The sequence below is a fragment of the Rhizobium aethiopicum genome (assembly GCF_900094625.1).
GTDB lineage: Bacteria > Pseudomonadota > Alphaproteobacteria > Rhizobiales > Rhizobiaceae > Rhizobium > Rhizobium aethiopicum.
This window is the reverse complement of the sequence record NZ_FMAJ01000003.1, coordinates 109,183-130,256: the sequence shown is the minus strand read 5'-3', so window position 1 is coordinate 130,256 and position 21,074 is coordinate 109,183. Positions and strand designations below refer to the sequence as shown.

General features: G+C 62.5%; 20 protein-coding genes. 12 read left to right on the top strand and 8 right to left on the bottom strand.

Going from position 1 to position 21,074, the window contains the following annotated elements; translation table 11 throughout:
- Positions 1-393 precede the first annotated feature (393 nt).
- Complete coding sequence (locus GA0061105_RS07680; protein WP_092749214.1) at positions 394-1,926, bottom strand: winged helix-turn-helix domain-containing tetratricopeptide repeat protein; 1,533 nt, start codon at positions 1,924-1,926, stop codon at positions 394-396.
- A gap of 117 nt (positions 1,927-2,043) precedes the next feature.
- On the opposite strand from GA0061105_RS07680, the gene GA0061105_RS07675 reads away from it, so the two are divergent.
- Both GA0061105_RS07675 and GA0061105_RS07670 read left to right on the top strand, forming a co-directional pair.
- Entirely contained in the window at positions 2,044-2,478 is a 435-nt protein-coding gene (locus tag GA0061105_RS07675; protein WP_064693626.1) for a cupin domain-containing protein, read from the top strand.
- Between the two features lie 90 nt (positions 2,479-2,568).
- Entirely contained in the window at positions 2,569-3,051 is a 483-nt protein-coding gene (locus GA0061105_RS07670; protein ID WP_092749212.1) for a RidA family protein, read from the top strand.
- 45 nt (positions 3,052-3,096) lie between these two features.
- On the opposite strand, the gene GA0061105_RS07665 is transcribed toward GA0061105_RS07670, so the two are convergent.
- Together GA0061105_RS07665 and GA0061105_RS07660 are read right to left on the bottom strand one after the other, a co-directional pair.
- Entirely contained in the window at positions 3,097-3,567 is a 471-nt protein-coding gene (locus tag GA0061105_RS07665; protein WP_064693628.1) for an RbsD/FucU family protein, read from the bottom strand.
- Positions 3,551-4,798 carry an ROK family transcriptional regulator gene (locus tag GA0061105_RS07660; protein WP_064693629.1) on the bottom strand — a complete coding sequence of 416 codons (1,248 nt, stop codon included), beginning with the start codon at positions 4,796-4,798 and terminating at the stop codon, positions 3,551-3,553. Before GA0061105_RS07660 ends, GA0061105_RS07665 begins: the two co-directional genes overlap by 17 nt.
- A gap of 322 nt (positions 4,799-5,120) precedes the next feature.
- Between GA0061105_RS07660 and GA0061105_RS07655 the strand changes: the two genes are divergently transcribed.
- The 6 genes from GA0061105_RS07655 to GA0061105_RS07630 all read left to right on the top strand — a co-directional run bounded on the left by GA0061105_RS07655 (position 5,121) and on the right by GA0061105_RS07630 (position 11,248).
- A complete protein-coding gene (locus GA0061105_RS07655; RefSeq protein WP_064707889.1) occupies positions 5,121-6,140 on the top strand; it encodes a sugar ABC transporter substrate-binding protein in 1,020 nt (339 codons plus the stop codon).
- Between the two features lie 152 nt (positions 6,141-6,292).
- Positions 6,293-7,357 carry an ABC transporter permease gene (locus tag GA0061105_RS07650; RefSeq protein ID WP_064693631.1) on the top strand — a complete coding sequence of 355 codons (1,065 nt, stop codon included), beginning with the start codon at positions 6,293-6,295 and terminating at the stop codon, positions 7,355-7,357.
- A 2-nt stretch (positions 7,358-7,359) separates the two neighbouring features.
- On the top strand, positions 7,360-8,142 hold the full coding sequence (locus GA0061105_RS07645; protein ID WP_064707825.1) for an ATP-binding cassette domain-containing protein: 783 nt from the start codon (positions 7,360-7,362) through the stop codon (positions 8,140-8,142).
- A complete protein-coding gene (locus GA0061105_RS07640) occupies positions 8,139-8,771 on the top strand; it encodes a nucleoside triphosphate hydrolase (RefSeq protein ID WP_092749210.1) in 633 nt (210 codons plus the stop codon). The genes GA0061105_RS07645 and GA0061105_RS07640 overlap by 4 nt, the downstream gene beginning before the upstream one ends.
- A gap of 71 nt (positions 8,772-8,842) precedes the next feature.
- On the top strand, positions 8,843-9,883 hold the full coding sequence (gene pyrC / locus GA0061105_RS07635; protein ID WP_092749208.1) for a dihydroorotase: 1,041 nt from the start codon (positions 8,843-8,845) through the stop codon (positions 9,881-9,883).
- Between the two features lie 186 nt (positions 9,884-10,069).
- Entirely contained in the window at positions 10,070-11,248 is a 1,179-nt protein-coding gene (locus GA0061105_RS07630; protein ID WP_092749206.1) for a GGDEF domain-containing protein, read from the top strand.
- Positions 11,249-11,278: 30 nt separating this feature from the next.
- Here the strand turns inward: GA0061105_RS07630 and GA0061105_RS07625 are convergent, their stop codons facing one another.
- Complete coding sequence (locus GA0061105_RS07625) at positions 11,279-11,692, bottom strand: hypothetical protein (protein ID WP_245304231.1); 414 nt, start codon at positions 11,690-11,692, stop codon at positions 11,279-11,281.
- A 576-nt stretch (positions 11,693-12,268) separates the two neighbouring features.
- Between GA0061105_RS07625 and GA0061105_RS07620 the strand changes: the two genes are divergently transcribed.
- Positions 12,269-12,805 (top strand): glyoxalase superfamily protein, encoded by a 537-nt coding sequence (locus GA0061105_RS07620; protein ID WP_064693637.1) that lies wholly within the window; start codon positions 12,269-12,271, stop codon positions 12,803-12,805.
- A gap of 480 nt (positions 12,806-13,285) precedes the next feature.
- Here the strand turns inward: GA0061105_RS07620 and GA0061105_RS07610 are convergent, their stop codons facing one another.
- Both GA0061105_RS07610 and GA0061105_RS07605 read right to left on the bottom strand, forming a co-directional pair.
- Positions 13,286-13,783, bottom strand: coding sequence for an anthrone oxygenase family protein (locus GA0061105_RS07610; RefSeq protein WP_208601632.1), 498 nt, complete (start codon positions 13,781-13,783; stop codon positions 13,286-13,288).
- Positions 13,771-14,595, bottom strand: a complete 825-nt coding sequence (locus GA0061105_RS07605; protein ID WP_092749202.1) for a Rossmann-fold NAD(P)-binding domain-containing protein — start codon at positions 14,593-14,595, stop codon at positions 13,771-13,773. The genes GA0061105_RS07610 and GA0061105_RS07605 overlap by 13 nt, the downstream gene beginning before the upstream one ends.
- A gap of 99 nt (positions 14,596-14,694) precedes the next feature.
- On the opposite strand from GA0061105_RS07605, the gene GA0061105_RS07600 reads away from it, so the two are divergent.
- The 3 genes from GA0061105_RS07600 to GA0061105_RS07590 all read left to right on the top strand — a co-directional run bounded on the left by GA0061105_RS07600 (position 14,695) and on the right by GA0061105_RS07590 (position 17,103).
- The gene (locus GA0061105_RS07600) at positions 14,695-15,348 is read left to right on the top strand and encodes a TetR/AcrR family transcriptional regulator (protein WP_092749200.1); all 654 of its coding nucleotides are present in this window, start codon (positions 14,695-14,697) and stop codon (positions 15,346-15,348) included.
- Between the two features lie 76 nt (positions 15,349-15,424).
- A complete protein-coding gene (locus tag GA0061105_RS07595) occupies positions 15,425-16,114 on the top strand; it encodes an orotate phosphoribosyltransferase (RefSeq protein WP_064693640.1) in 690 nt (229 codons plus the stop codon).
- A 62-nt stretch (positions 16,115-16,176) separates the two neighbouring features.
- Positions 16,177-17,103: a carbohydrate kinase family protein gene (locus GA0061105_RS07590; RefSeq protein WP_092749198.1), complete on the top strand. Its 927-nt coding sequence runs from the start codon at positions 16,177-16,179 to the stop codon at positions 17,101-17,103.
- A 233-nt stretch (positions 17,104-17,336) separates the two neighbouring features.
- Here the strand turns inward: GA0061105_RS07590 and otsA are convergent, their stop codons facing one another.
- Positions 17,337-18,755 carry an alpha,alpha-trehalose-phosphate synthase (UDP-forming) gene (gene otsA, locus GA0061105_RS07585; RefSeq protein ID WP_092749196.1) on the bottom strand — a complete coding sequence of 473 codons (1,419 nt, stop codon included), beginning with the start codon at positions 18,753-18,755 and terminating at the stop codon, positions 17,337-17,339.
- 654 nt (positions 18,756-19,409) lie between these two features.
- Positions 19,410-21,035, bottom strand: coding sequence for a glucose-6-phosphate isomerase (gene pgi / locus GA0061105_RS07580; RefSeq protein ID WP_092749194.1), 1,626 nt, complete (start codon positions 21,033-21,035; stop codon positions 19,410-19,412).
- Between the last annotated feature and the right edge of the window lie 39 nt (positions 21,036-21,074).

Sequence of the window (21,074 nt, the reverse complement as noted above, 5' to 3'; positions counted from 1 at the left end):
GCTCCTGGTGTGTGAAGAGCCATCATGGCCAACTTGGAGACCGCATCGTCCCCGACAGTTTTCAATCGACAACCCTGTCGTCGTATTGCCGGCATCGGCAGTATCGAAGCCGCCACAACTCATTCGGGCGGCGTAAAAGCATCGGCACTTCTAGCGGGGCATTGATAAGTCCGAGAAGAGTGTGGTCTTCGAAGGTTAACCCCGCGTTTCCGGGGCCGAGGCAGGGATGTTTCGCTGCGCGTAATGGATATCTTCGCCGCAATTCGGACGGGCTGCAGGCGCGACGGGAGCAATGCTGGACGGCTATTGTCGGTGCGACGTCGGCCAGAGGCGACCGCGGGCCGCGACATCGTGAGCACTGCCGTCACCGAAGGTCGGTCAGTTTGACGGGTTTCAACGTTCCACCTCGCGCAGCAGTTCTGCCAGGCGGGCCGCCCATTCCCTGTTGCCATCTCTGAACGGACCGAGCGCATCGGCGGCAGCTTCGGGAAGATCGCTTGCCGTGGCCGCAAAGCGGCGAGCCTGCTGGCAATCTCCGACGGCCCAGTGGCAGCAGGCCTGAATGCGCAGCAGCGCCGGCCAGTCAGGCCGCGCCTTTAGCGCCGTGCGCCCGGTCTCGAGCGCGCCTTCAACGTCGCCGGAAAAGAACCCTGCGAGCATCAGCAGGCTGAACCAGACGCCGTTCTGCGGATCATGGGAGTTGAGTTCGAGGCCGTGGGCCAGCGGTTTGCGCGCGCCGGCCGCATCGCCGGAAAACAGACGGGCCATGCCGAGGACGAGATGCCCCAGGGCGAAGCTCGAACCGAGTTCGATCGACCGCTCCGCCGCCAGTATCGCCTGCTCGGGCCGGCCTGTGTAAGCCGAGACGATCGCCAGCGCATAATGCGAGTACGGATTTCGCGCGTCGAGATAGATTGCCCGTAACGCCGCATCCAATCCTTCCTTGCCGTCTTCCGCAGGGTTATCAGTCCAGCCGTAGGCGATGAGGCCGGCATTCACCCGCGCCAGCCAGATCTGCGCTTCTGGAAGCATGGGATCGAGCTCGGCCGCGTCGCGGAAGAAACGGCGCGCGAGAAGGTGGGTGGGCTGCGTGACCTTGTGAAAATTGAACGTGCCTTGCCGCACGAGATCCCAGGCCGTGATGTTGCCGGTGTGGGGGGCGACCGGAAGCCCATGGCGCAGCAGCAGTTCGGGCTCGACCGCCGCAGCGATCCGCTCGGCGATGGCATCCTGCACCGCAAAGAGCTCGGCCAGCTGGAGATCGTAATGTTCGGACCAGACGGTGGCGCCTTTGGCGGTGTCGGCGAGGTGCACCGATATCCGGATTCGATCGCCGTTCTGCCGGATGGCCCCATCCACCAGGAAATTGACGCCGAGGTCGCGCGCGATAGCCTGCGGATCCTTCGAGCCATTCCTCCTGCTGAAACTCGCCGCCCGTGAGGCGACGCGGAACCATCTGAACCGGGCAAGCGCCATGATCAGGTCGTCGGCGATACCATCGGCGAGATATTGCCGTTCAGCGTCGCCGCCGAGATTTTCGAACGGCAGCACGGCAATCGCCAGGATCGGACTGGTTCCGCCGTGCCGGGCGTTATCGGCTTCGCCGGTGCGGCTCTCCACCTCACCGGAAAATCGGTATCCGACCCGTGGGACCGTGACGATCCATTCGCTGCCGTCCGATGCGGGCCCGAGCAGCTTGCGAAGGGCGGCGATCTGAACGGACAGGTTGCTTTCCTCGACGGCCAGACCCGGCCAAACAGCATCCATCAAGGCGGACTTCGAGACCACACCTCCCTGTGCCGAAAGCAGTGCGTCGAGCAGCGAAGCGCCACGGGCGCCGATGGCGACAGGCCTGTTGTCGCGGAGCAGACATCCGTTTTCAGCAGTGAAATCGAAGTGGCCGAATGCGAGGTGCTGGGTGTGCATGGGGTTCGATGATACGCCGATTTCGCAGCTTTTCGGAATTTTTCGGCCTCGCTTCAGGACTTGTGCCGGTTGAGCGCGCAGAGTGGTTCCATTGCAGCGGTCAAAGTGGTGAGAGCGATGACGAATCAGGCAACGCAACCGAAGAAATCGGAACCATTCCTTGCGAGTGTCGTCCGCGCCGGCGGCAGCCATGTCGCCAGGCAGGGATCGGTCTATCGCTCCGGCGTCTCGGCTGACAGCGCCGGATCGACCATGCTGTGGCTCGGGACGATTTCGCTGCCTGCGGGGCGGCGGACCAGCGCCCATCGCCATGAGGGACACGAGACGGCGCTTTTGATGACCGCGGGGCGGGAAATCGAGATCTGGTCCGGATCAGCACTCGAACGGTGCGAAACGATCCGCCCCGGCGATTACCTGTTCATTCCGGCCGGCGTTCCGCATGTCGCCGTCAACCGCAGCAGCGAAGACGCCGAATTCCTCGGCGCCCGCAACGACCCCGCGGCCAATGAGAGCGTGGTTCTGATGCCGGAGCTCGACGCAAACGTACCCTGAGGCATATCGCCCGGAACCGTGCCGCGGTTCGGGTTGCAAAGTCCTGCCCACTTTGGCGGGTCATGCTCTGATCACACCGGGAGGTGCATTATGGCGATCATCGAACAACGCCTGGCCGAAATGGGTCTGGAACTGCCCGAGCCTTTGAAGGTTCGCGAGGGGCTGCGCATGCCCTTCGCCTGGGTCCGCCTGCGTGGCAAGCGAGCGTATATTTCCGGCCATGTCGCCTGCAACCGCGATGGAACATTGGCAAATCCCCTTGGCAAGGTTGGCGCCGAGGTTTCGCCGGAGGAGGGATACGCGTCGGCGCGGCTCGTTGCACTGGCCCATCTCGCCAGTCTTAAGCGAGCCGTCGGAGACCTCGACCGGGTCACGGCATGGCTGCGCGTCTTCGCCATGGTGAATGTCGCTCCAGGTTTCAACGAAACGCCGCGGGTCACCAACGGCTATTCCGATCTGATCCTGGAGCTCTACGGTCCCGACGCCGGCGCCCACGCCCGCTCCTCCATCGGCATGGCCATCCCTTTGAATGCGCCCGTCAACTGCGAAGCGGAAGTTGAAATAGACGGGTGACGCCGGCAGATAGATTCAGGTCGGAGCGTCCTTTACGTTGCCTATTCAGTAAACGAACGGATCCACTTCGGCCTGCGCACCGGCCTCCTTCGGATAGATCACTCCCTTGCGCAGGATGATGTTGGCGTAGAGCCTGGGCTCGCTGGTCTGGATCAGCGCATGGGCGGCGCGCACCCGACCGTAGAAATCCTGGCCGACCAACGGCACCACCTGCCGGTGCGGCTCGTGGCGGGCGCAACAGTCTATCATCTCCTCATGCACGGGATCGAGCTTGTCGCGCTCGGCCTTGACGGTCGAGCGGAAGATCGCTTCCGGCACGAAATCATCGATCGGCAGCACGCTGAGCACGGCGTTGAGCACCGGAATGAGGCGATGGCCGTCGAGCCGGATCAGGCGGCGGGCATGTTCGACGCCGGGATAATTGCCATCGACGATGGCGATCTCGTCGCCGTGGCCCATGGCCCGAAGCGTGAAAAGCAACTCCGGGCTCAACAGCGGATCAAGTCCCTTCAGCATGGTCTACCTCCTTGAAGAGTACGTTCTGGTCGGTGAGGTAACGCGCAAAGATCGGCAGGCTGGCACCGCCGATGGCGCGTGACTGCGCGCCGACCGCGCCCTCGATGATTTCGGGCATGACGACGCCCTGCAGGTCGAGCTTGGCGGCTTCGTCGATCGTCGCCTGCACGATGCGACTGCGCACCCAATGGGGAAAGCCGCCGTCGATGACGGCGGCGCTGAAGTCGACGATCGAGGCGGCGGCGACGATCGCCTGGGCGAGCGCCTTGGCACTATCCTGTATCCAGGCCTCCATCGGCTCGCCGAAATCCACCCAGTCGTCGGCCGAATACCACAGTGGCTCGGGATCGATGCCGCGCTCGCGCAGCATGTTTTCGAGCACGAAGATCGAGGCGATCTCCAGCAGCTGCTTGGTTTCGCCGTTCCTGTCGCGCACGGGCAGGGGTCCGATCGCTCCTGCCGTGCCGGTACGGCCGGAAAAAATCGACGAATTCAGGACGATGCCGCCGCCGATGAAGGAGCCGATGAAGAAGTAGACGAAGTCGGGATAGGAGGGGCCGACGCCGAAGACAAGCTCGGCGCCGCAGGCGCTGGTCGCATCGTTCTGCAGGAAGACGGGGTGGGAGACACGCGCGGCGATATCGGACTGCAGGTCGACCTCCCGCCAGACCTCCATGGCGCCCGGTGGCGCACCTACCTCTTCGGCCCAGTTCCACAGCTCGAAGGGGGCGGCGATGCCGAGACCGGCAATGCGGCTGCGCTGCTTGTCGTCGAGCCGGCTTTCGATCTCCTCGATGCCCGAGGTGACGAAGGCGAGGATGTCTTGCGGCAGCGGATAGGCATAGGTCTGGTGCAGCTGCATGCGGATGCGGCCGACAAAATCCATCAGCACCAGATCGGCGCTGCGCCGGCCCATCTTCAGGCCGAAGGAATAGACGGCGTCGGGATTGAGATGCATCGGGATCGACGGCTGGCCGACACGGCCGCGCACCGGCGCGCCGCGCGACAGCAGCCCTTCCTTTTCCAAGACCCGCATGATCACCGAGACGGTCTGCGCCGACAGCCCGCTGCGGCGCGCGATATCGGCCTTCGACAGCGCGCCGTAGAGGCGCACCAGCGACAGCACGAGCCGTTCGTTATAGGCCCGCACCCTGACCTGGTTCGCACCGCCGGCCGGATTTAGAATCGGCGGCGGGACCGGCGTGTGTTCCGGTCCATCCAAAGACGACATGGCCGCTCCTCCCGAGCGCTGCCTCCCGCATGATTCCTCCATTGGGATCGATTCGAGGAGAAATCCTGCGGCAGCTCAAAGCGGTACAGCGCCTTTTGCGTCAGAAACGCGCCGGCACTGGACACCCTAATTCGACCGAGCATGCCACATCGAATTAATAATTCAATTGGATTTATTTATTGACAAGCGGATTTCTTTCCCCCTTAATTGCCGTCGTCAAGGGCACAGGCAGCTTCGGAAACCAAGCGCGACCGAAGCGAAGTGTCACATTTCGAAAATTCCGGCCCGCAGGGGCGGCGCCGGCAAACTCTGGGAGGAGTTCATGAAGAAATCAGTTCTCGCTTTCGGCGCGCTCGCGCTCGGTGTCGCTTTTTCCGCTCCGGCGATGGCGGCTGAAGTTTCCGCCTGCCTCATCACCAAGACCGATACCAACCCCTTCTTCGTCAAGATGAAGGAAGGTGCGACGGCCAAGGCCAAGGAACTCGGCGTCTCGCTGAAGTCCTATGCCGGCAAGATCGACGGTGACAGCGAAAGCCAGGTCGCAGCGATCGAAAGCTGCATCGCCGACGGCGCCAAGGGCATCCTGCTGACGGCGTCCGACACCAAGGGCATCGTGCCTGCGGTCAAGAAGGCCCGCGACGCCGGCCTGCTGGTCATCGCGCTCGACACGCCGCTGGAGCCGGCCGATGCCGCAGACGCCACCTTCGCCACCGACAACCTGCTCGCCGGCAAGCTGATCGGCCAGTGGGCCAAGGAAACGCTCGGCGATAAGGCCAAGGACGCCAAGGTCGGCTTCCTCGACCTGACGCCGTCGCAGCCGACGGTCGACGTTCTGCGCGACCAGGGCTTCATGATGGGCTTCGGCATCGACCCGAAGAACCCGGACAAGATCGGCGACGAAGACGATAGCCGCATCGTCGGCCATGACGTGACCAACGGCAACGAGGAAGGCGGCCGCAAGGCCATGGAAAACCTTCTGCAGAAGGATCCGAGCATCAACGTCATCCACACGATCAACGAGCCGGCCGCTGTTGGCGCCTACCAGGCGCTGAAGGCCGTCGGCATGGAAAAGAACGTGCTGATCGTCTCGGTTGATGGCGGCTGCCCGGGCGTCAAGTCGGTCAAGGAAGGCGTCATCGGCGCCACCTCACAGCAATATCCGCTGCTGATGGCGTCGCTCGGTATCGAGGCGATCAAGAAGTTCGCCGACTCGGGTGAAAAGCCGAAGCCGACCGAAGGCAAGTCCTTCTTCGACACCGGCGTCTCGCTCGTCACCGACAAGCCGGTCTCCGGCGTCAAGTCGATCGATACCAAGGAAGGCACGGACAAGTGCTGGGGCTGAGCCCGATCTGTTGAAAGAGCAGACGGCCGGGGCTTGATCCTCGGCCGTTTTGGACGGACGATGGGTCGTCGCTCCACCGGCTAAGCAACGAACGGATGAACAGGAGTGACGGCCTCCGCGCGGGTTCGGCGCGCGGATGCGGAGGAGGAACCATGACCGGAGCACAGGAATTCGAACGCGTCCTCGACGGCAGCGACAAGAACGTCGCCTCTTTCGAGCACCAAGATGTCCCGCTGATCAAGCGCGCCCAGCACTTCTTGCACTCGACGCCGGCCGCCGTGCCGCTGATCGTGCTGGTGCTGGCGATCGTTATCTTCGGGGCAACGCTCGGCGGACGGTTCTTCTCGTCCTACACCCTGACACTGATCCTGCAGCAGATCGCCATCGTCGGCATTCTCGGAGCGGCCCAGACGCTGGTCATCCTGACCGCCGGCATCGATCTGTCGATCGGCGTCATCATGGTGATCTCGGCCGTCATCATGGGCAATGTCGCCATCACCTACGGCATACCGACGCCGATCGCGGTGATTGGAGGCCTGCTGGTCGGCGGCCTGTGCGGCTTGCTGAACGGCTTTCTCGTCGCCTTCATGAAGCTGCCGCCCTTCATCGTCACGCTCGGCACCTGGAATATCGTCATGGCGACGAATTTCATTTATTCCGCCAATGAGACGATCCGCGACACCGATGTCGACGAACAGGCGCCGCTGCTGCATCTTTTCGCCGCCAGTTTCAGGGTCGGCAGCGCCGTGCTCACCCTCGGCGTCATCGCCATGGTGCTGCTCGTGCTGCTGCTCTGGTATGTGCTCAACCACACCGCCTGGGGCCGGCATGTCTATGCGGTCGGCGACGATCCGGAAGCGGCCAAGCTTTCCGGTATCCAGACGAAGAAGGTGCTGCTCACCGTCTATACCCTGTCGGGCGTCATCGCCGCCTTCGCCGCCTGGGTGTCGATTGGCCGCAATGGCTCGATCTCGCCGTCCTCGGCGGTGACCGATTATAACCTCCAGGCGATCACCGCGACCGTGATCGGCGGCATCTCGCTCTTCGGCGGCCGCGGCTCCATTCTCGGCACGCTGTTCGGCGCCATGATCGTCGGCGTCGTGTCGATGGGCCTCAACATGCTCGGCGCCGATCCGCAATGGAAAGTCCTTTTGACCGGCGTGCTGATCATCGCCGCCGTCGCCATCGATCAGTGGATCAGAAAGGTTTCGGTATGACCATGGCTGTCGAACCCATTCTCACCGCCCGCGGCCTCGTCAAGCGTTATGGACGCGTGACCGCGCTCGACAATGCCGATTTCGACCTCTACCCGGGTGAAATCCTTGCCGTCATCGGCGATAACGGCGCCGGCAAGTCGTCGCTGATCAAGGCGATTTCGGGCGCGGTCACTCCCGACGAGGGCGTGATCACGCTCGAAGGCCGGCAGGTGCATTTCCGTTCGCCGATGGAGGCGCGCGAAGCCGGCATCGAAACCGTCTACCAGAACCTCGCGCTGTCGCCGGCGCTATCGATCGCCGACAACATGTTCCTCGGCCGCGAGATCCGCAAAAAAGGTCCGCTCGGCTCGCTGTTCCGCATGCTCGACCGGCCGGCGATGGAAAAGCTGGCGCGCAACAAGCTCTCTGAACTCGGCCTGATGACGATCCAGAACATCAACCAGGCGGTGGAGACGCTGTCCGGCGGTCAGCGCCAGGGTGTTGCCGTCGCCCGCGCCGCCGCCTTCGGCTCGAAGGTCATCATCATGGACGAACCGACGGCAGCCCTTGGCGTCAAGGAAAGCCGGCGCGTGCTGGAACTGATCCTCGACGTGCGCGCCCGCGGCCTGCCCATCGTGCTGATCTCGCACAACATGCCGCATGTCTTCGAGGTGGCCGACCGGATCCATATCCACCGTCTCGGCCGGCGGCTGACGGTGATCAATCCGAAGGAATACACCATGTCGGACGCCGTCGCCTTCATGACTGGCGCCAAGGCGGTGCCGACGGAGCCCGTTGCGGCATGAGCGTCCGCATCGACGACATCGCCGGCGAGGTGCTATCCCGCGCCGGCGATGCCAGACGTTTCCTGATCGCCGTCGCCGGGCCGCCCGGGGCGGGCAAGTCGACCATGGCCGACAATCTGGCGGCGGCGCTGAAAGCTAAGGGCGAAAGCGCCGCAGTCCTGCCGATGGACGGCTTCCACATGGACAACGCCATCCTGATCGAACGCGGCCTCTTGGCGCGCAAGGGCATCCCCGAGACCTTCGATGTCAGGGGATTTCTCGATATCATCCGCGCCGTCCGCCGGGCCGACCAGGAGGTTCTGGCGCCGGTCTTCGACCGCTCGCGCGAACTCGCCATCGCCTCGGCCCGGCCGATCGATCCCAAGGACCGTTTCATCATCGTCGAGGGCAATTATCTGCTGTTCACGCAGGGTAAATGGGCCGAGCTCGACGGCATCTTCGATTTTTCGATCATGCTGGCGCCGCCGATCGAGGTGCTCGAGGAGCGGCTCTGGGCGCGCTGGCGCGGTTACAATCTCAGCGAGGAGGCAGCGAGCGCCAAGGTCTACGGCAACGACCTGCCGAACGGCCGGCTGATCCTCGAAAACCGCCGCCCGGCGGATGTGACGCTGGAGATCGCGCTGGCGTGACGCCGCGACAATTGTTTTCTTCAGGGGTATAGTGCTATCAGGCCGCAGACGCATCGCTTCGGAGGCCTGCCATGAAATCGATCACCATCCGCCGTCCCGACGACTGGCACCTGCATCTGCGCGACGGCGCCATGCTGGAAGGCGTGATCGCCGATACGAGCCGCACCTTCGCCCGCGCCATCATCATGCCCAACCTCGTGCCGCCGGTCGTCACCACCGCGGATGCGAAGGCCTATCGCGAGCGCATTCTCAAGGCGTTGCCGGATGGCCACCGTTTCCAGCCGCTGATGACGCTTTATCTGACCGAACATACCAGCCCCGACGATGTCGAGCAGGGTGCGAAGAGCGGCCTCATCACCGCCGTCAAGCTTTATCCCGCCGGCGCCACCACCAATTCGCATGGCGGCGTGCGTGACATGGAAAAGGCGATGCCCGTGCTGGAGCGCATGGCTGAGATCGGTCTGCCGCTCTGCGTCCATGGCGAGGTGACGACGCCTGACGTCGATATCTTCGACCGCGAGGCGGTCTTCATCGACACCGTGCTTGATCCCTTGCGCCGGCGCCTGCCCGAGCTGAAGGTGACGATGGAGCATGTGACGACCGCGGACGGCATCGATTACATCCAGGCCGCCAAATCAAATCTCGCCGGCTCGATCACCACCCACCACCTGATCATCAACCGCAATGCCATCCTGGTCGGCGGCATCCGCCCGCATTATTACTGCCTGCCGGTCGCCAAGCGCGAAAACCACCGGCTGGCGCTGCGCGCCGCCGCCGTGAGCGGCGACGCCCGCTTCTTCCTCGGCACCGATTCCGCCCCGCATGTCGATCCGCTGAAGGAATGCGCCTGCGGCTGCGCCGGCATCTACACTTCGATCAATACGATGAGCTGCCTTGCCCATGTCTTCGAAGAGGAGGGCGCGCTCGACAGGCTCGAAGCCTTCGCCTCGCTGAACGGCCCGGCCTGGTATGGGCTGTCGCCGAACGAGGAACGGATCACACTGTCGAAGCAGGCCCAACCGGTCGTCTTTCCCGCCAAGATAGAAACCGGCGCCGGTCCCGTGACGGTTTTCGATCCGATGTTTCCCCTGCATTGGCAGGTGGTGGCCTAGTGTTATCCCGGCTGCGTTTTCTATTTTAAATAGAATATTCATTTTAAGTGCTGCACGCGTGTTAAGCGCCTAACATTTTCATTGTGCGGTGCATCATTTGTTAACGGATGCATAAGACATTCCTCGTCGCGGACCCCCATCGCTGCCGATCGTCCGGCGCGACACCGCTGCGGAGACTGAAGAAGCATGATGCTTGACTACAACTCCCTCTTGCTGGCGCTCGGCGTCTCCGCGGCCTGCCTGGCCGTGACCCTGATGGGCAGTTGGCTGGTTCGCCGGGCCGAGACCGTGCTCCTCACCGCCACCATCGGTCTCGTCCTCGTCGTCAGCGGCATTTTTGTCTACAGCGCCTATGTCAACCGGCCCGACATGGCCTTCGCAATCGGCAGTTTCATGCTGTTTCATGCCGGCTTCGCCACCATCTGGGGTGCCGGCAAACAGTTTCTCACCGGCCGCCTGTCGATTGCCGCCATCGCCATGCGGGCGCTGGCAGCAATGGCCTTTTCCATCGTGCCGATGCTATCAGGCTATGACGGCCTCGCCTTCATCGCCGAAAATCTCGCCATCGCCCTGCTGCTCTTTGCTACCGCCCGGCAATATTGGCTTGCCCGGGCCGAAGCGCCGGCGCCGCTCCTCGGCATTGCCGCGCTTTATACGCTGACGGCGATCTCCTTCGTGCTTTGTGCCGGTGTGCTGATTGCCGATGGTACGCTGGTGCTCGGAAAGGCGCCGAGCAACTGGGCCGAAGACCTGAGCCTCGCCGTCTGCATTGCCGGCATGACCGGGATCGGAGCGCTGTCGCTGGCGCTGCATCAATGGCGGCTCGCCGCCCGCCATCGCCTGGAGGCGATCACCGACCCGCTGACCGGCCTGCTCAACCGCCGCGCCGTCTTCGATCAGTACGGCACGCGCCCAATGGGATCGACCACCGCCATCATCGTCTTCGATATCGACCATTTCAAATCCGTCAACGACCGCTATGGCCATGCGAGCGGCGACCGCGTGATCACCGTCTTCGCCGAGGAACTCGCCGCCAATTGCCGCCCTGGCGATACCGCCGCGAGGCTCGGGGGCGAAGAATTTGCGCTGGTGCTGAAGGAAGTCATGCCAGGCAGGGCCGAACTGACGGCTGAGCGGATCCGCAGGGCCTTCGAGGCGCGAGAGATTCCGATCGACGGTGAGGTGTTGAGATGCACTGTGAGCGTCGGCGTTGCGCCAGGCCGCTCGCAGACACTGGATTTCGACACTATGCTGAGTGCCGCCGACAAGGCGCTTTACGTCGCCAAGCGCGCCGGCCGCAACCGCGTCGAGCTTGCCGGCCACCTGCAGGCTGTGCCCCTCGAGGCATCTCGCACGGCGTCTTGATCTCGGACCGCGCCGGCAGGCGAGATTTCCTCAATCTATCCGGCGCAGACTATCCGCAAAGACACCGAGACTTGTGCCCCGCCCCGCAACGGCGATCCGCCATCCCGGTCCAAGTTCTCGCCTGATATCATCACGGACGCGGCAAATTTCGTCGAATATCATCGGAACACCTTCAACCTGAACCGGTGTCGGACATTTTGAGTCGCCCCGGCCATAGGGATCGACGACGGTGAAGGAAAGCACCTGATGGCCGGCGATCAAGGCGAATAGCATCGGCACGGCAATGATGACGAGATGCTTTCCGAGGAAATAGCCGGCGACCGGAGCGAGCAGCAGGCCGAAACCCTTCTTCACGCCGTCAGTCTCGCCTTTGCTCCTCAGGATTAGCCAGACCGGCAATGCCGCAGAAACCAGGCCGACGGCAAGAGCAGGAAGGCCGGCCATGGACGTCCACTCGTTCGACGGCAGAAAGTTGAAGCCGGATCTCTTCACGAAAACGGCAAGTACAGTCGGCAAATATAATACGGTCAGAAGGATCCCGCCCGGTCTACCAAGCGGCCACTCGACATTCTTTTCCTTCGACCCCATGGGGCAACATACCGCTCTTTAGATCGCAATCTATCAACCCATCTGTGACACATTACGGCTGGAGGCTTCAAGGGCACGTCCAGCGCAGTTCACCGCGGCGATGTCTTGTTCGGCCGGGATAGGTGAGAAGCAGTTATGATGAAGGTCCACAAGCGGAAATGCCGCCGACAAGGCGCTCTACGCCGCCAAGCGCGGCGGCCACCTGCAGGCTGTGCCCCTCGAGGCGTCGCGCACGGCGTCTTGATCCCGGACGACGCGTCTCATAGTATCGCCCTCGGCCGGATGCGGCCAGCCGCCCCGCGACGCATCAGCGTTATGGTGAATGCATCCAGATACATCCTTCACATCCCTTGCCGTTTGGCGACCGATGGCGAACGGATCAGCAGACGCGGGCACTGATCGTCCTGTTTGCCGCCGACGGAAGGATCCACGATGCGCGATTTTCGCGATGCCAAGCTCATGGCAAAGACATTGCGGCAGGCCCTGGCCGACCGCAATATTTCTCTCACCCATAGCGAGACGCTCGAAATCGTCGCCCGGCAATTCGGGCTGGAGCAATGGAATATACTCTCGGCCAAGATCGACGCGGCGGGTTCTGGCCGCGACGCCATCGGCATCGCGCCGCCGATGCCGATCTTCCGCATCTTTTCTGTCGAAAAGGCCATGGAATTCTATTGCGGTTTCCTCGGCTTCACGCTCGACTGGGAACATCGCTTCGGCGAAAACTTCCCGCTCTATTGCCAGGTCTCGCGTGAGGGCATGGCGCTGCACTTGAGCGAACATTCCGGCGACGCCAGTCCGGGCGCCAAGGCCTTCGTCCGCGTTGCCAATGTGCGCGCCTATCACGCAGAACTCGCCGGCAAGGATTACCGCTATATGAAGCCCGGCGTGGAGGAAGCGCCCTGGGGGTTGGAGATGACTGTCGTCGATCCCTTCAGCAATCGTATCGCCTTCTGCGAGCAGACGTAGTCGTCAGCGCAGCCCGGCTTGTCGGTGACAAAGAGGATGTCGGCGCTTGCATCTCCGTTCTTGAAACCTACAGTCACACCATCGACCTTGTTTCGATGGAAATGGGTCCTGGCGGGCAGGTTGGGAACCACATGAAATATGTTTCGGTCCTGATTTTAGCGTTCATGTCGATAGTCTTCGGATGGTTATTCTATGAACGGTACTGGAAGTTCCGACATTGCATATCGCAAGCCTTATCCAGCTGCCTCACTCCCGACGGTGACAACCTGACACAAGGCGGTTCTCTGTGGGCTGGTTTGGCAGGCTTGTTCTTGCTGCTCGCCGTGATCTCCGCCTGGCGGGCTTTCCGGAGCCGGTGACCGAAGCGGGAGCGGGAGCGAAGCTGCACCCGCCCCAATCCGCCTCATCCAGAGGTGGGATCCGCAGGATCGCCTCGAAAGACGCGCCGCCACGCTGTTCCTTGAACGCCTCCGCCTTTTTTCAGACGATCATCAGCGCCCGCACGAAGGCGACGGAGGCGAGCAGCGAGGCGATGGTCCGCACATGGTTCCATCTCGTCCAGTCCCTGACATAGGTGGTCCAGAGCTGAACCGCATCCGGGTCGTTGCCGCCGACCTTCGCCAGCGCATCGTTCATCGGCACATTGAAGATGATGGTCGAGGCGAAGGAAGCGAGGAGATAGAGGGCGGCGCCAGCCAGCATCAGCGCGGATGCCCCACCGCGCCAGTCGATCAGGGCGAGCACGGCGATGAGGAGGCAGAGGACCGCCGTCGGCACGAAGAGGCCCATGAAGGGCGAACGGACGATCGTCACGTTGATCGAGTTCATCGCCGCAATACCCTGCTCGGCCGGGATCCGCGAGAAGGCGGACATGATGAAGGTCGAGAAGGCGAAGAAGATGCCGGCGACCACGCCGCTGCCGATCGCCGCGGCCACGAGGGAGAGGATCAGGATGATCTGCATGGTCAGGCCTTCCATGTACCGGTTGCCGCGGTCCGGCGGGCATATTCGCTGAAATCGGTGGCGGGACGGCCGAGAATTTCGGCGACACCGGTGACCACGTTGGAATTGCGCCCATTGAGCACTTGGCCGAAGAGCTCCTCCAGCAGATCGATCAGGCCCTGCGGCAGGCCGGCATCCGCAAGCCCGCCGGTGAAATCCGCCATCGACACCTGCTCATATTCGATCGGCCGCCCGGCGGCTGCGGCGATTTCGGCGGCCGCCGCGCGAAATGTCAGCGACCGCGGGCCGGTCAGTTCGTAAGTCCTGTTGCGATGGCCGGGATCGGTCAGGGCGACGACGGCGGCATCGGCAATGTCGTCAGCATCGATGAAAGGTTCGCTGATCTCGCCCGCCGGCAATTGCAGCCGGCCAGCGCGGATCTGCTCCAGAAAGGCGCCCTCGCTGAAATTCTGGCAGAACCAGGAGGCGCGCAGGATCGTGGCGTTTATGCCGGAGGCTATCAGCGCCGCTTCGCTCCGCCGTGCGCCCTCTTCGCCGCGGCCGGACAGCAGCACGATATGCTCAAGGCCGCATTCCACAGCGACCTTTGCGAGCGCTTCGATCGCTTCCGCCGCCCAGGCGACGGCAAGGTCCGGCTGGAACGCGACATAGGCGCTCGATGCGCCGTCAAGCGCGCCGCGCCAGGTCGACCTGTCCTCCCAGTCGAAGGGCCTTGCGCTGGAGCGCGATGCCGCGCGGATGATGAGGCCCCGCCCTTCCAGACGCTTGATGATACGCCCACCCGTCTTTCCGGACCCACCGACGAGGACAATTTCGGAAGTTTGCATTAGAACTCCTCCCACGCTTTAAAAACAAGAGAAACTCTCTCATTTGCAAAATGAGATAATCTCTCTTATTTTGTTTGTCAACTTCGAAAAGGAGAGAGAATGTCCGAGCAACCGGTCGCAACGCGCAGGCGCCAGCAGGAGTCAACTGGCCAGCCTCGCCGTATCCCGCGTCAGCAGCGCGGCCGCGACCGCTTCGAAAAGATCCTCGCCGTCGCCGCCGAATTGATAGAAAGCCATGGCAGCGACGGCCTGAAGATGAGCGAGATCGTCGAAAAGGCCGGCCTCTCCTTCGGCGCCCTCTACCAGTATTTCCCCGACAAGAGCGCGATCATCCGGACCTTGGCCGAGCGCTTCAATGAGGAGGGCAGGCGGTGTGTCGAGGCTGAACTGGCCAAGGTTGGCGGCGCCGAGGCCCTGCCGGGCGCGCTCGCGAACATTGTCGACGAGTATTATGCCTTCTTCCGCCGAGAGCCTGTCATGCGCGATATCTGGCATGCGACCCATACCGACAAGTTGCTACAACAGGTCGATGCCGAGGACATGGAATTTCATGCGCAAGCCTTACTCGCCGTGCTCGTCCGCCTGTGGCCGCAGCGTGAAAGCAGGGAGCTCTTGGCGATCGCGCGGCTGACTATGCAGCTTGTGGCTGCCGCCGTTCGGTATGCCGTTTCGTTGGAAAAGGAAGAGGGGGCCCGGGCGATCGTTCTGTTCAAGAAGATGCAGGTCGCCGATATCTCCCGCCTGCTGAAGTGAATAGCTTCGGCTGTGTCTGGAAACCGCCGGCTCTTGCTGCTATTGCCGCAGGGATACAAAGCCGAAGGAGAGCCGCATGATCCAGACCGCATTTCCCGACCGCGCCCTGATGGCCGAACTTGTGGCCAAGATGCTCTGGGAGATCAAGGCCGTTCATTTCAATGCGGCTCAGCCCTATAAACTCTCCTCCGGCATGGCGAGCCCGGTCTATATCGATTGCCGCAAGCTCTTGTCCTATCCGCGCATCCGCTCGACGGTCATGGATTTTGCCGCCAGCACGCTCTTGCGCGATGCCGGTTTCGAGCAGTTCGATTGCATCGCCGGCGGCGAGACCGCCGGCATCCCCTTTGCCGCCCTGCTTGCCGACCGCCTCGGCCTGCCGATGATCTATGTCCGCAAACAGCCGAAGGGTCATGGCCGCAACGCGCAGATCGAAGGCGCTATGCCGGAAGGTTCGCGCGTGCTCGTCATCGAGGACCTGACGACGGCGGGCGGCAGCATGTTCAAATTCATCGACGCCATCCGCGCCGCCGGCGGCATTGTCGATCACGGCATCGCTCTGTTCTTTTACGGCATTTTCGGCGATCAGCGTTTTACCAACGGCAAGGTCCGGCTGCATTACATTGCCACCTGGCGCAATGTTCTGGCCGTCGCCAGGGAGCAGAAGCTTTTCGACGAGAAGACCCTTGAAGAGGTCGAGGCCTTCCTCGATGCGCCGCTCGCCTGGTCGGGGCGGAATGGTGGAGTGAGTGAGCTTTCGCTCTAGGCAGTTGACAAAAGCTCACTTAAGCGGTTGATGAAGATATAAATGCTGTTGGGAGGAATCCGATGATTTTGTGCTGCGGCGAAGCCCTGATCGACATGCTGCCGAGGGATACCACCCGTGGTGAAAAGGGCTTTGCGCCCTATGCCGGCGGCGCGATCTTCAATACCGCCATCGCGCTTGGCCGCCTCGGTATCCCCACTGCCTTCTTCACCGGCATCGCCGATGACATGATGGGCGAAATTCTGCTGACGACGCTCAAGGCAGCCAACGTCGATTACAGCCCATGCGCCATCACCGCGCGGCCCTCGACGATCGCCTTCGTCAAGTTGGTCAACGGCCAGGCGACCTATGCCTTCTATGACGAGGGCACGGCCGGCCGCATGATCACCGAGGCCGACCTGCCGACGCTTGGCGATGATTGCGAAGCGCTGCATTTCGGCGCGATCAGCCTGATCCCGAGCCCCTGCGGCGAAACCTACGAAGCCCTGCTCGACCGCGAAGCGTCCACCCGCGTGATCTCGCTGGATCCGAACATCCGCCCCGGTTTCATCAAGGACAAGGCAGCGCATATGGCCCGCATCAAGCGCATGGCCGCCAAGTCCGATATCGTGAAGTTCTCCGACGAAGACCTCGAATGGTTCGGCCTTTCAGGCGATCATGATGCGCTCGCCGCCCATTGGCTCGATCATGGCGCCAAGCTCGTCGTCATCACCAAGGGCGCGGAAGGCGCTTCCGGCTATACCAGGGAGCGCAAAGTGACGGTGCCGAGCCAGCGCGTTGCGGTCGTCGACACGGTCGGCGCCGGCGACACTTTCGATGCCGGCGTGCTGGCTTCGCTGAAGATGGATAATCTGCTAACCAAGCGGCAGGTCGCTTCGCTTGACGAACAGGCACTGCGCAACGCCCTGACGCTAGGCGCCAAAGCCGCCGCCGTCACCGTCTCCCGCGCTGGCGCCAATCCGCCCTGGGCGCATGAGATCGGGCTTTAAGGCTTAAGCGAGCATCAGCCCCTCATCCGCCTGCCGGCACCTTCTCCCCGCTTGCGGGGCGAAGGGGGATAGCCGCGATCTCTCCGTTTCCCCCGCCAACATTGCGTGTGGCACGTCCCCTCGCCCCGTTTACGGGGAGAGGGTTAGGGTGAGGGACATTTTTAACGCTTTCGCCAGTGCCGCAGCCAGCCCTTGCGTCGTGGCCTTCGACGACTCATGCGGACGCCGATCGATCAGGAGGAGGCTGCCTGGGGAGCCACGCTACGGCCGAGCTCTGGAGCGGTCACCAGGTCTCGCAGGAAGGCTTCGCACCACAGCGAGACGTCGTGCGAGAGCAGATGTTCCATCATCATGCTCCAGCGGTCGCGGCGCTCCGCAATCGACATGGCGAGCCCCCTGGCAAGGGCATTGGCAGTGCCCTCGACATCGTAAGGGTTGACCAGCAGCGCGCCCTTCAACTCGCGTGCCGCGCCGGCGAAGCGCGATAGCACCAGGACGCCCGGCCGGTCCGGATCCTGGGCGGCGACATATTCCTTGGCGACGAGATTCATGCCGTCGCGCAACGGCGTGACCAGCCCGATGGTTGCCAGGCGGTAGAGGCCGGCGAGCACGTTGCGGCTGATCGATCGGTTGACATAGCGGATCGGCACCCAGTCGACCGTTCCGATAGCGCCGTTCACGCGGCCGGCCTGTTCGGCGACCATCTTCTGCATATGCTCGTATTCGGGGACTTCCGATCGCGATTTCGGCGTGACCTGCAGATAGGTGACCTTGTTCTGGTAGGCAGGATTGCTGGTGAGGAAGCGTTCGAAGGCTTCCAGCCGCTGAATGATGCCCTTCGAATAATCGAGGCGATCCACCCCGATGATCATATCGCGGCCTTCAATGCTGCGCCGGGTCTTCTGCACCATGACATTGTTTGCCGCGCTCTCGGCGAATTCGGCGAAAGCAGCGGTCTCGATCCCGATCGGATAGGCGCCGGCCTTGAAGATCCGCCCGTGGGAATCGAACAACCCGTTTCCGAGGTCGTCGCCGATGCCCTCGCGTCTCAGGTAACCGGCGAAGTTCTGCAGGTCGTAATCGGTCTGGAAGCCGACGAGATCGTAATGGGAGAGGCCGCGCATGATTTCTTCATGGACCGGCATGGTGACGAGAATATCGGCCGGCGGCCAGGGAATGTGCAGGAAGAAGCCGATCCGGTTCTTCAGCCCCATTTGCCGCAGTTCGGCCGCCAGCGGAATCAGGTGGTAATCATGAACCCAGATGATGTCGTCAGGTTCGATCATCGGCGCCAGCCGGTGCGCGAAGAAACGATTGACGCGGAAATAGCCGGCCATTTCCTTCCGGCCATATTCGGCAAGATCCAGGCGGTAGTGACAGATCGGCCAGAGAACGCGGTTTGCAAAGCCCCGATAATATTCCTCGACGTCGGTGTCGGTGAGATCGGTCAGCGCATAGGTAATATTGCCCTTCTGCAGCTGCGACAGCGGACCGGGTTCCTTGTCTCCGCTCGACTCTCCAGACCATCCCATCCAGATGCCGCCGCGCGCCTGCAGGGCTGCCTGCAATGCGACGGCCAACCCGCCGGCCGCGGCGCTCCCATCCTTGGCTGGCATGGGGACACGATTGGAAACGACGATAAGACGGCTCATGAGCTTCCTTCAGTGAAGATGGATCGTGAAAACATTCTGTGCCGGGTGTTCCGGGGAGCCTCCTGAACGGGGCTGGGGCGATGCAGGGCAGGGGTCATCGATAGCACAGATCCGCAAGTCGCCCGGTATATCCGCCAGCGGAAATAATGGAGCGGGGCGTCGTCCCCGGTTTTGATAGGCCATGTCGTCGGAAGTACCCTGCGCACAGATTTTGCTTGAATCTAGGGCGATTGCCGCGAATTGAAAGAATTCTTTCTACAATTTTCTATTAGTAGAACATTCAATCCGATTTTCGCAGGGCGCGATGCGCCGGCCCCGCCGAAATCAACCAGACCATTGCGGCCGTTTTGACGATTTGGCGGCTGCCCCTCAACCGCCTGCCGGCACCTTCTGCCTGTTCTGACGGGGCGAAGGGGATAGCCGCAACCTCTCGATTCCCTCTTCTCCCCCTCGGGGGGAAGGTGCCCATAGGGCGGATGGCGGGGCGCCGAATTCAGGTCTTTCCAACACGCCTCTGCTGGGTTCGGCGATCGTCGTCAGAGCGCTGCTGTCAGTGGAATAGGATTGACACAAGGGCCGTGTGGCGCCCTCATCAGACCCTTCCGACCACCTTCTCCCCGCTGGGGAGAAGGGATCTGAGGCAGCCTCGAGCGCCTACTTCGCAAGCTTCGCCAGCGCCGCAACCAGGCCCTGGGTGGAGGAATCGTGGCTCGCTGCACTCTCCTTGCCTTCGACGACAGGCAGCAGGCCCGTCGCCAGTTCCTTGCCGAGTTCGACGCCCCACTGGTCGAAGGAGTTGATGCGGAAGAGCACACCTTCGACGAAGACGCGATGTTCGTAGAGCGCGATCAGGCGGCCGAGCGCGTAAGGGGTCAGCTTGTCGTAGACGAAGGTGATCGACGGCCGGTTGCCCTGGAAGACGCGATGCGGGGCGATGAAATCGGCCTTCTTGTCGTCCATGCCCTTATCGGTCAGCTGCTTCTTTGCTTCATCGAAGGTGCGCCCCTTCATCAGCGCTTCCGACTGGGCGAGCACGTTGGAGATCAGCAGCTGATGCTGGTGGCGCAGCTCCGGCTCGAAGGCGTTGGCGGCGATCATGAACTCGGCCGGGATGATGCTCGTGCCCTGATGGATGAGCTGGTAGAAGGCGTGCTGGCCGTTGGTGCCGGGTTCGCCCCAGACGACCGGGCCGGAATTGCCCTCGACCGGCGTGCCGTCGATGGTGACGCCCTTGCCGTTCGATTCCATGTCGAGCTGCTGCAGATAGGCCGGGAAGCGCGACAGGCGCTGGTCGTAGGGCAGTATGGCGCGGGTGGGATAGTTGAGCACATTGCGATGGTAGAAGCCGATCAAGCCGAGCAGCATCGGCAGGTTTTCGGTAATCGACGCCTTACGGAAGTGATTGTCGACGGCATGGGCGCCATCGAGGAACTTGCCGAAATTCTCAGGCCCGATCGCGATCATCAGCGGCAGGCCGATCGCCGACCAGATCGAATAACGGCCGCCGACCCAGTCCCAGAAGCCGAAGACGCGGGTGCTGTCGATGCCGAAGGCGGCAACCTTGTCGAGTGCCGTCGAGACGGCGGCGAAGTGATGCTGCACGGCCGCTTCGCCGAGCGCCTTGGCGATGAAATTACGCGCCGTCTGCGCGTTGGTCATCGTCTCGACTGTTGTGAAGGTCTTCGAGGCGACGATGAAGAGTGTCGTTTCCGGCTGCACGAGTTTCAGGTTATCGGCAATATGGGCGCCGTCGATATTGGAGACGAAATGGGCGCGCGGGCCGTCATGGAAAGGGGCAAGCGCCAGCGTCGCCATAACCGGGCCGAGATCGGAGCCGCCGATGCCGATATTGATGACGTCGGTGATCGCCTTGCCGGTCGCGCCTTTCAACGTGCCGGAGCGGATCTCGTCGGCGAACTTGCCCATGGCGGCAAGCACGGCGTTGACGTCGGGCATGACGTCCTTGCCGTCGACCAGGACGGGCGTATTGGAGCGGTTGCGCAGCGCCGTGTGCAGAACGGCGCGGTCCTCGGTGAAATTGATCGCCTTTCCGGAGAACATCTCCTCGCGCTTCTTTTCGACGCCGCCCTCTTCGGCAAGCTTGACCAAGAGCTTGAGGATCTCGTCGTTCACCGCCGTCTTGGAATAGTCCATCAGCAGATCGTCGAGCGAGGCGGAAAAGCGCGAAAAGCGCTGCGGATCGGCGGCGAAGGCAGCGCGGAGATCGGTCGCCTTGGTGGCATCAGCCGTACTTTTCAGCTGTTCGACGATGGGGTTCATGGGAGGCTCCTTTTGAGGCGGAAAGGTTGCGGAAACTAT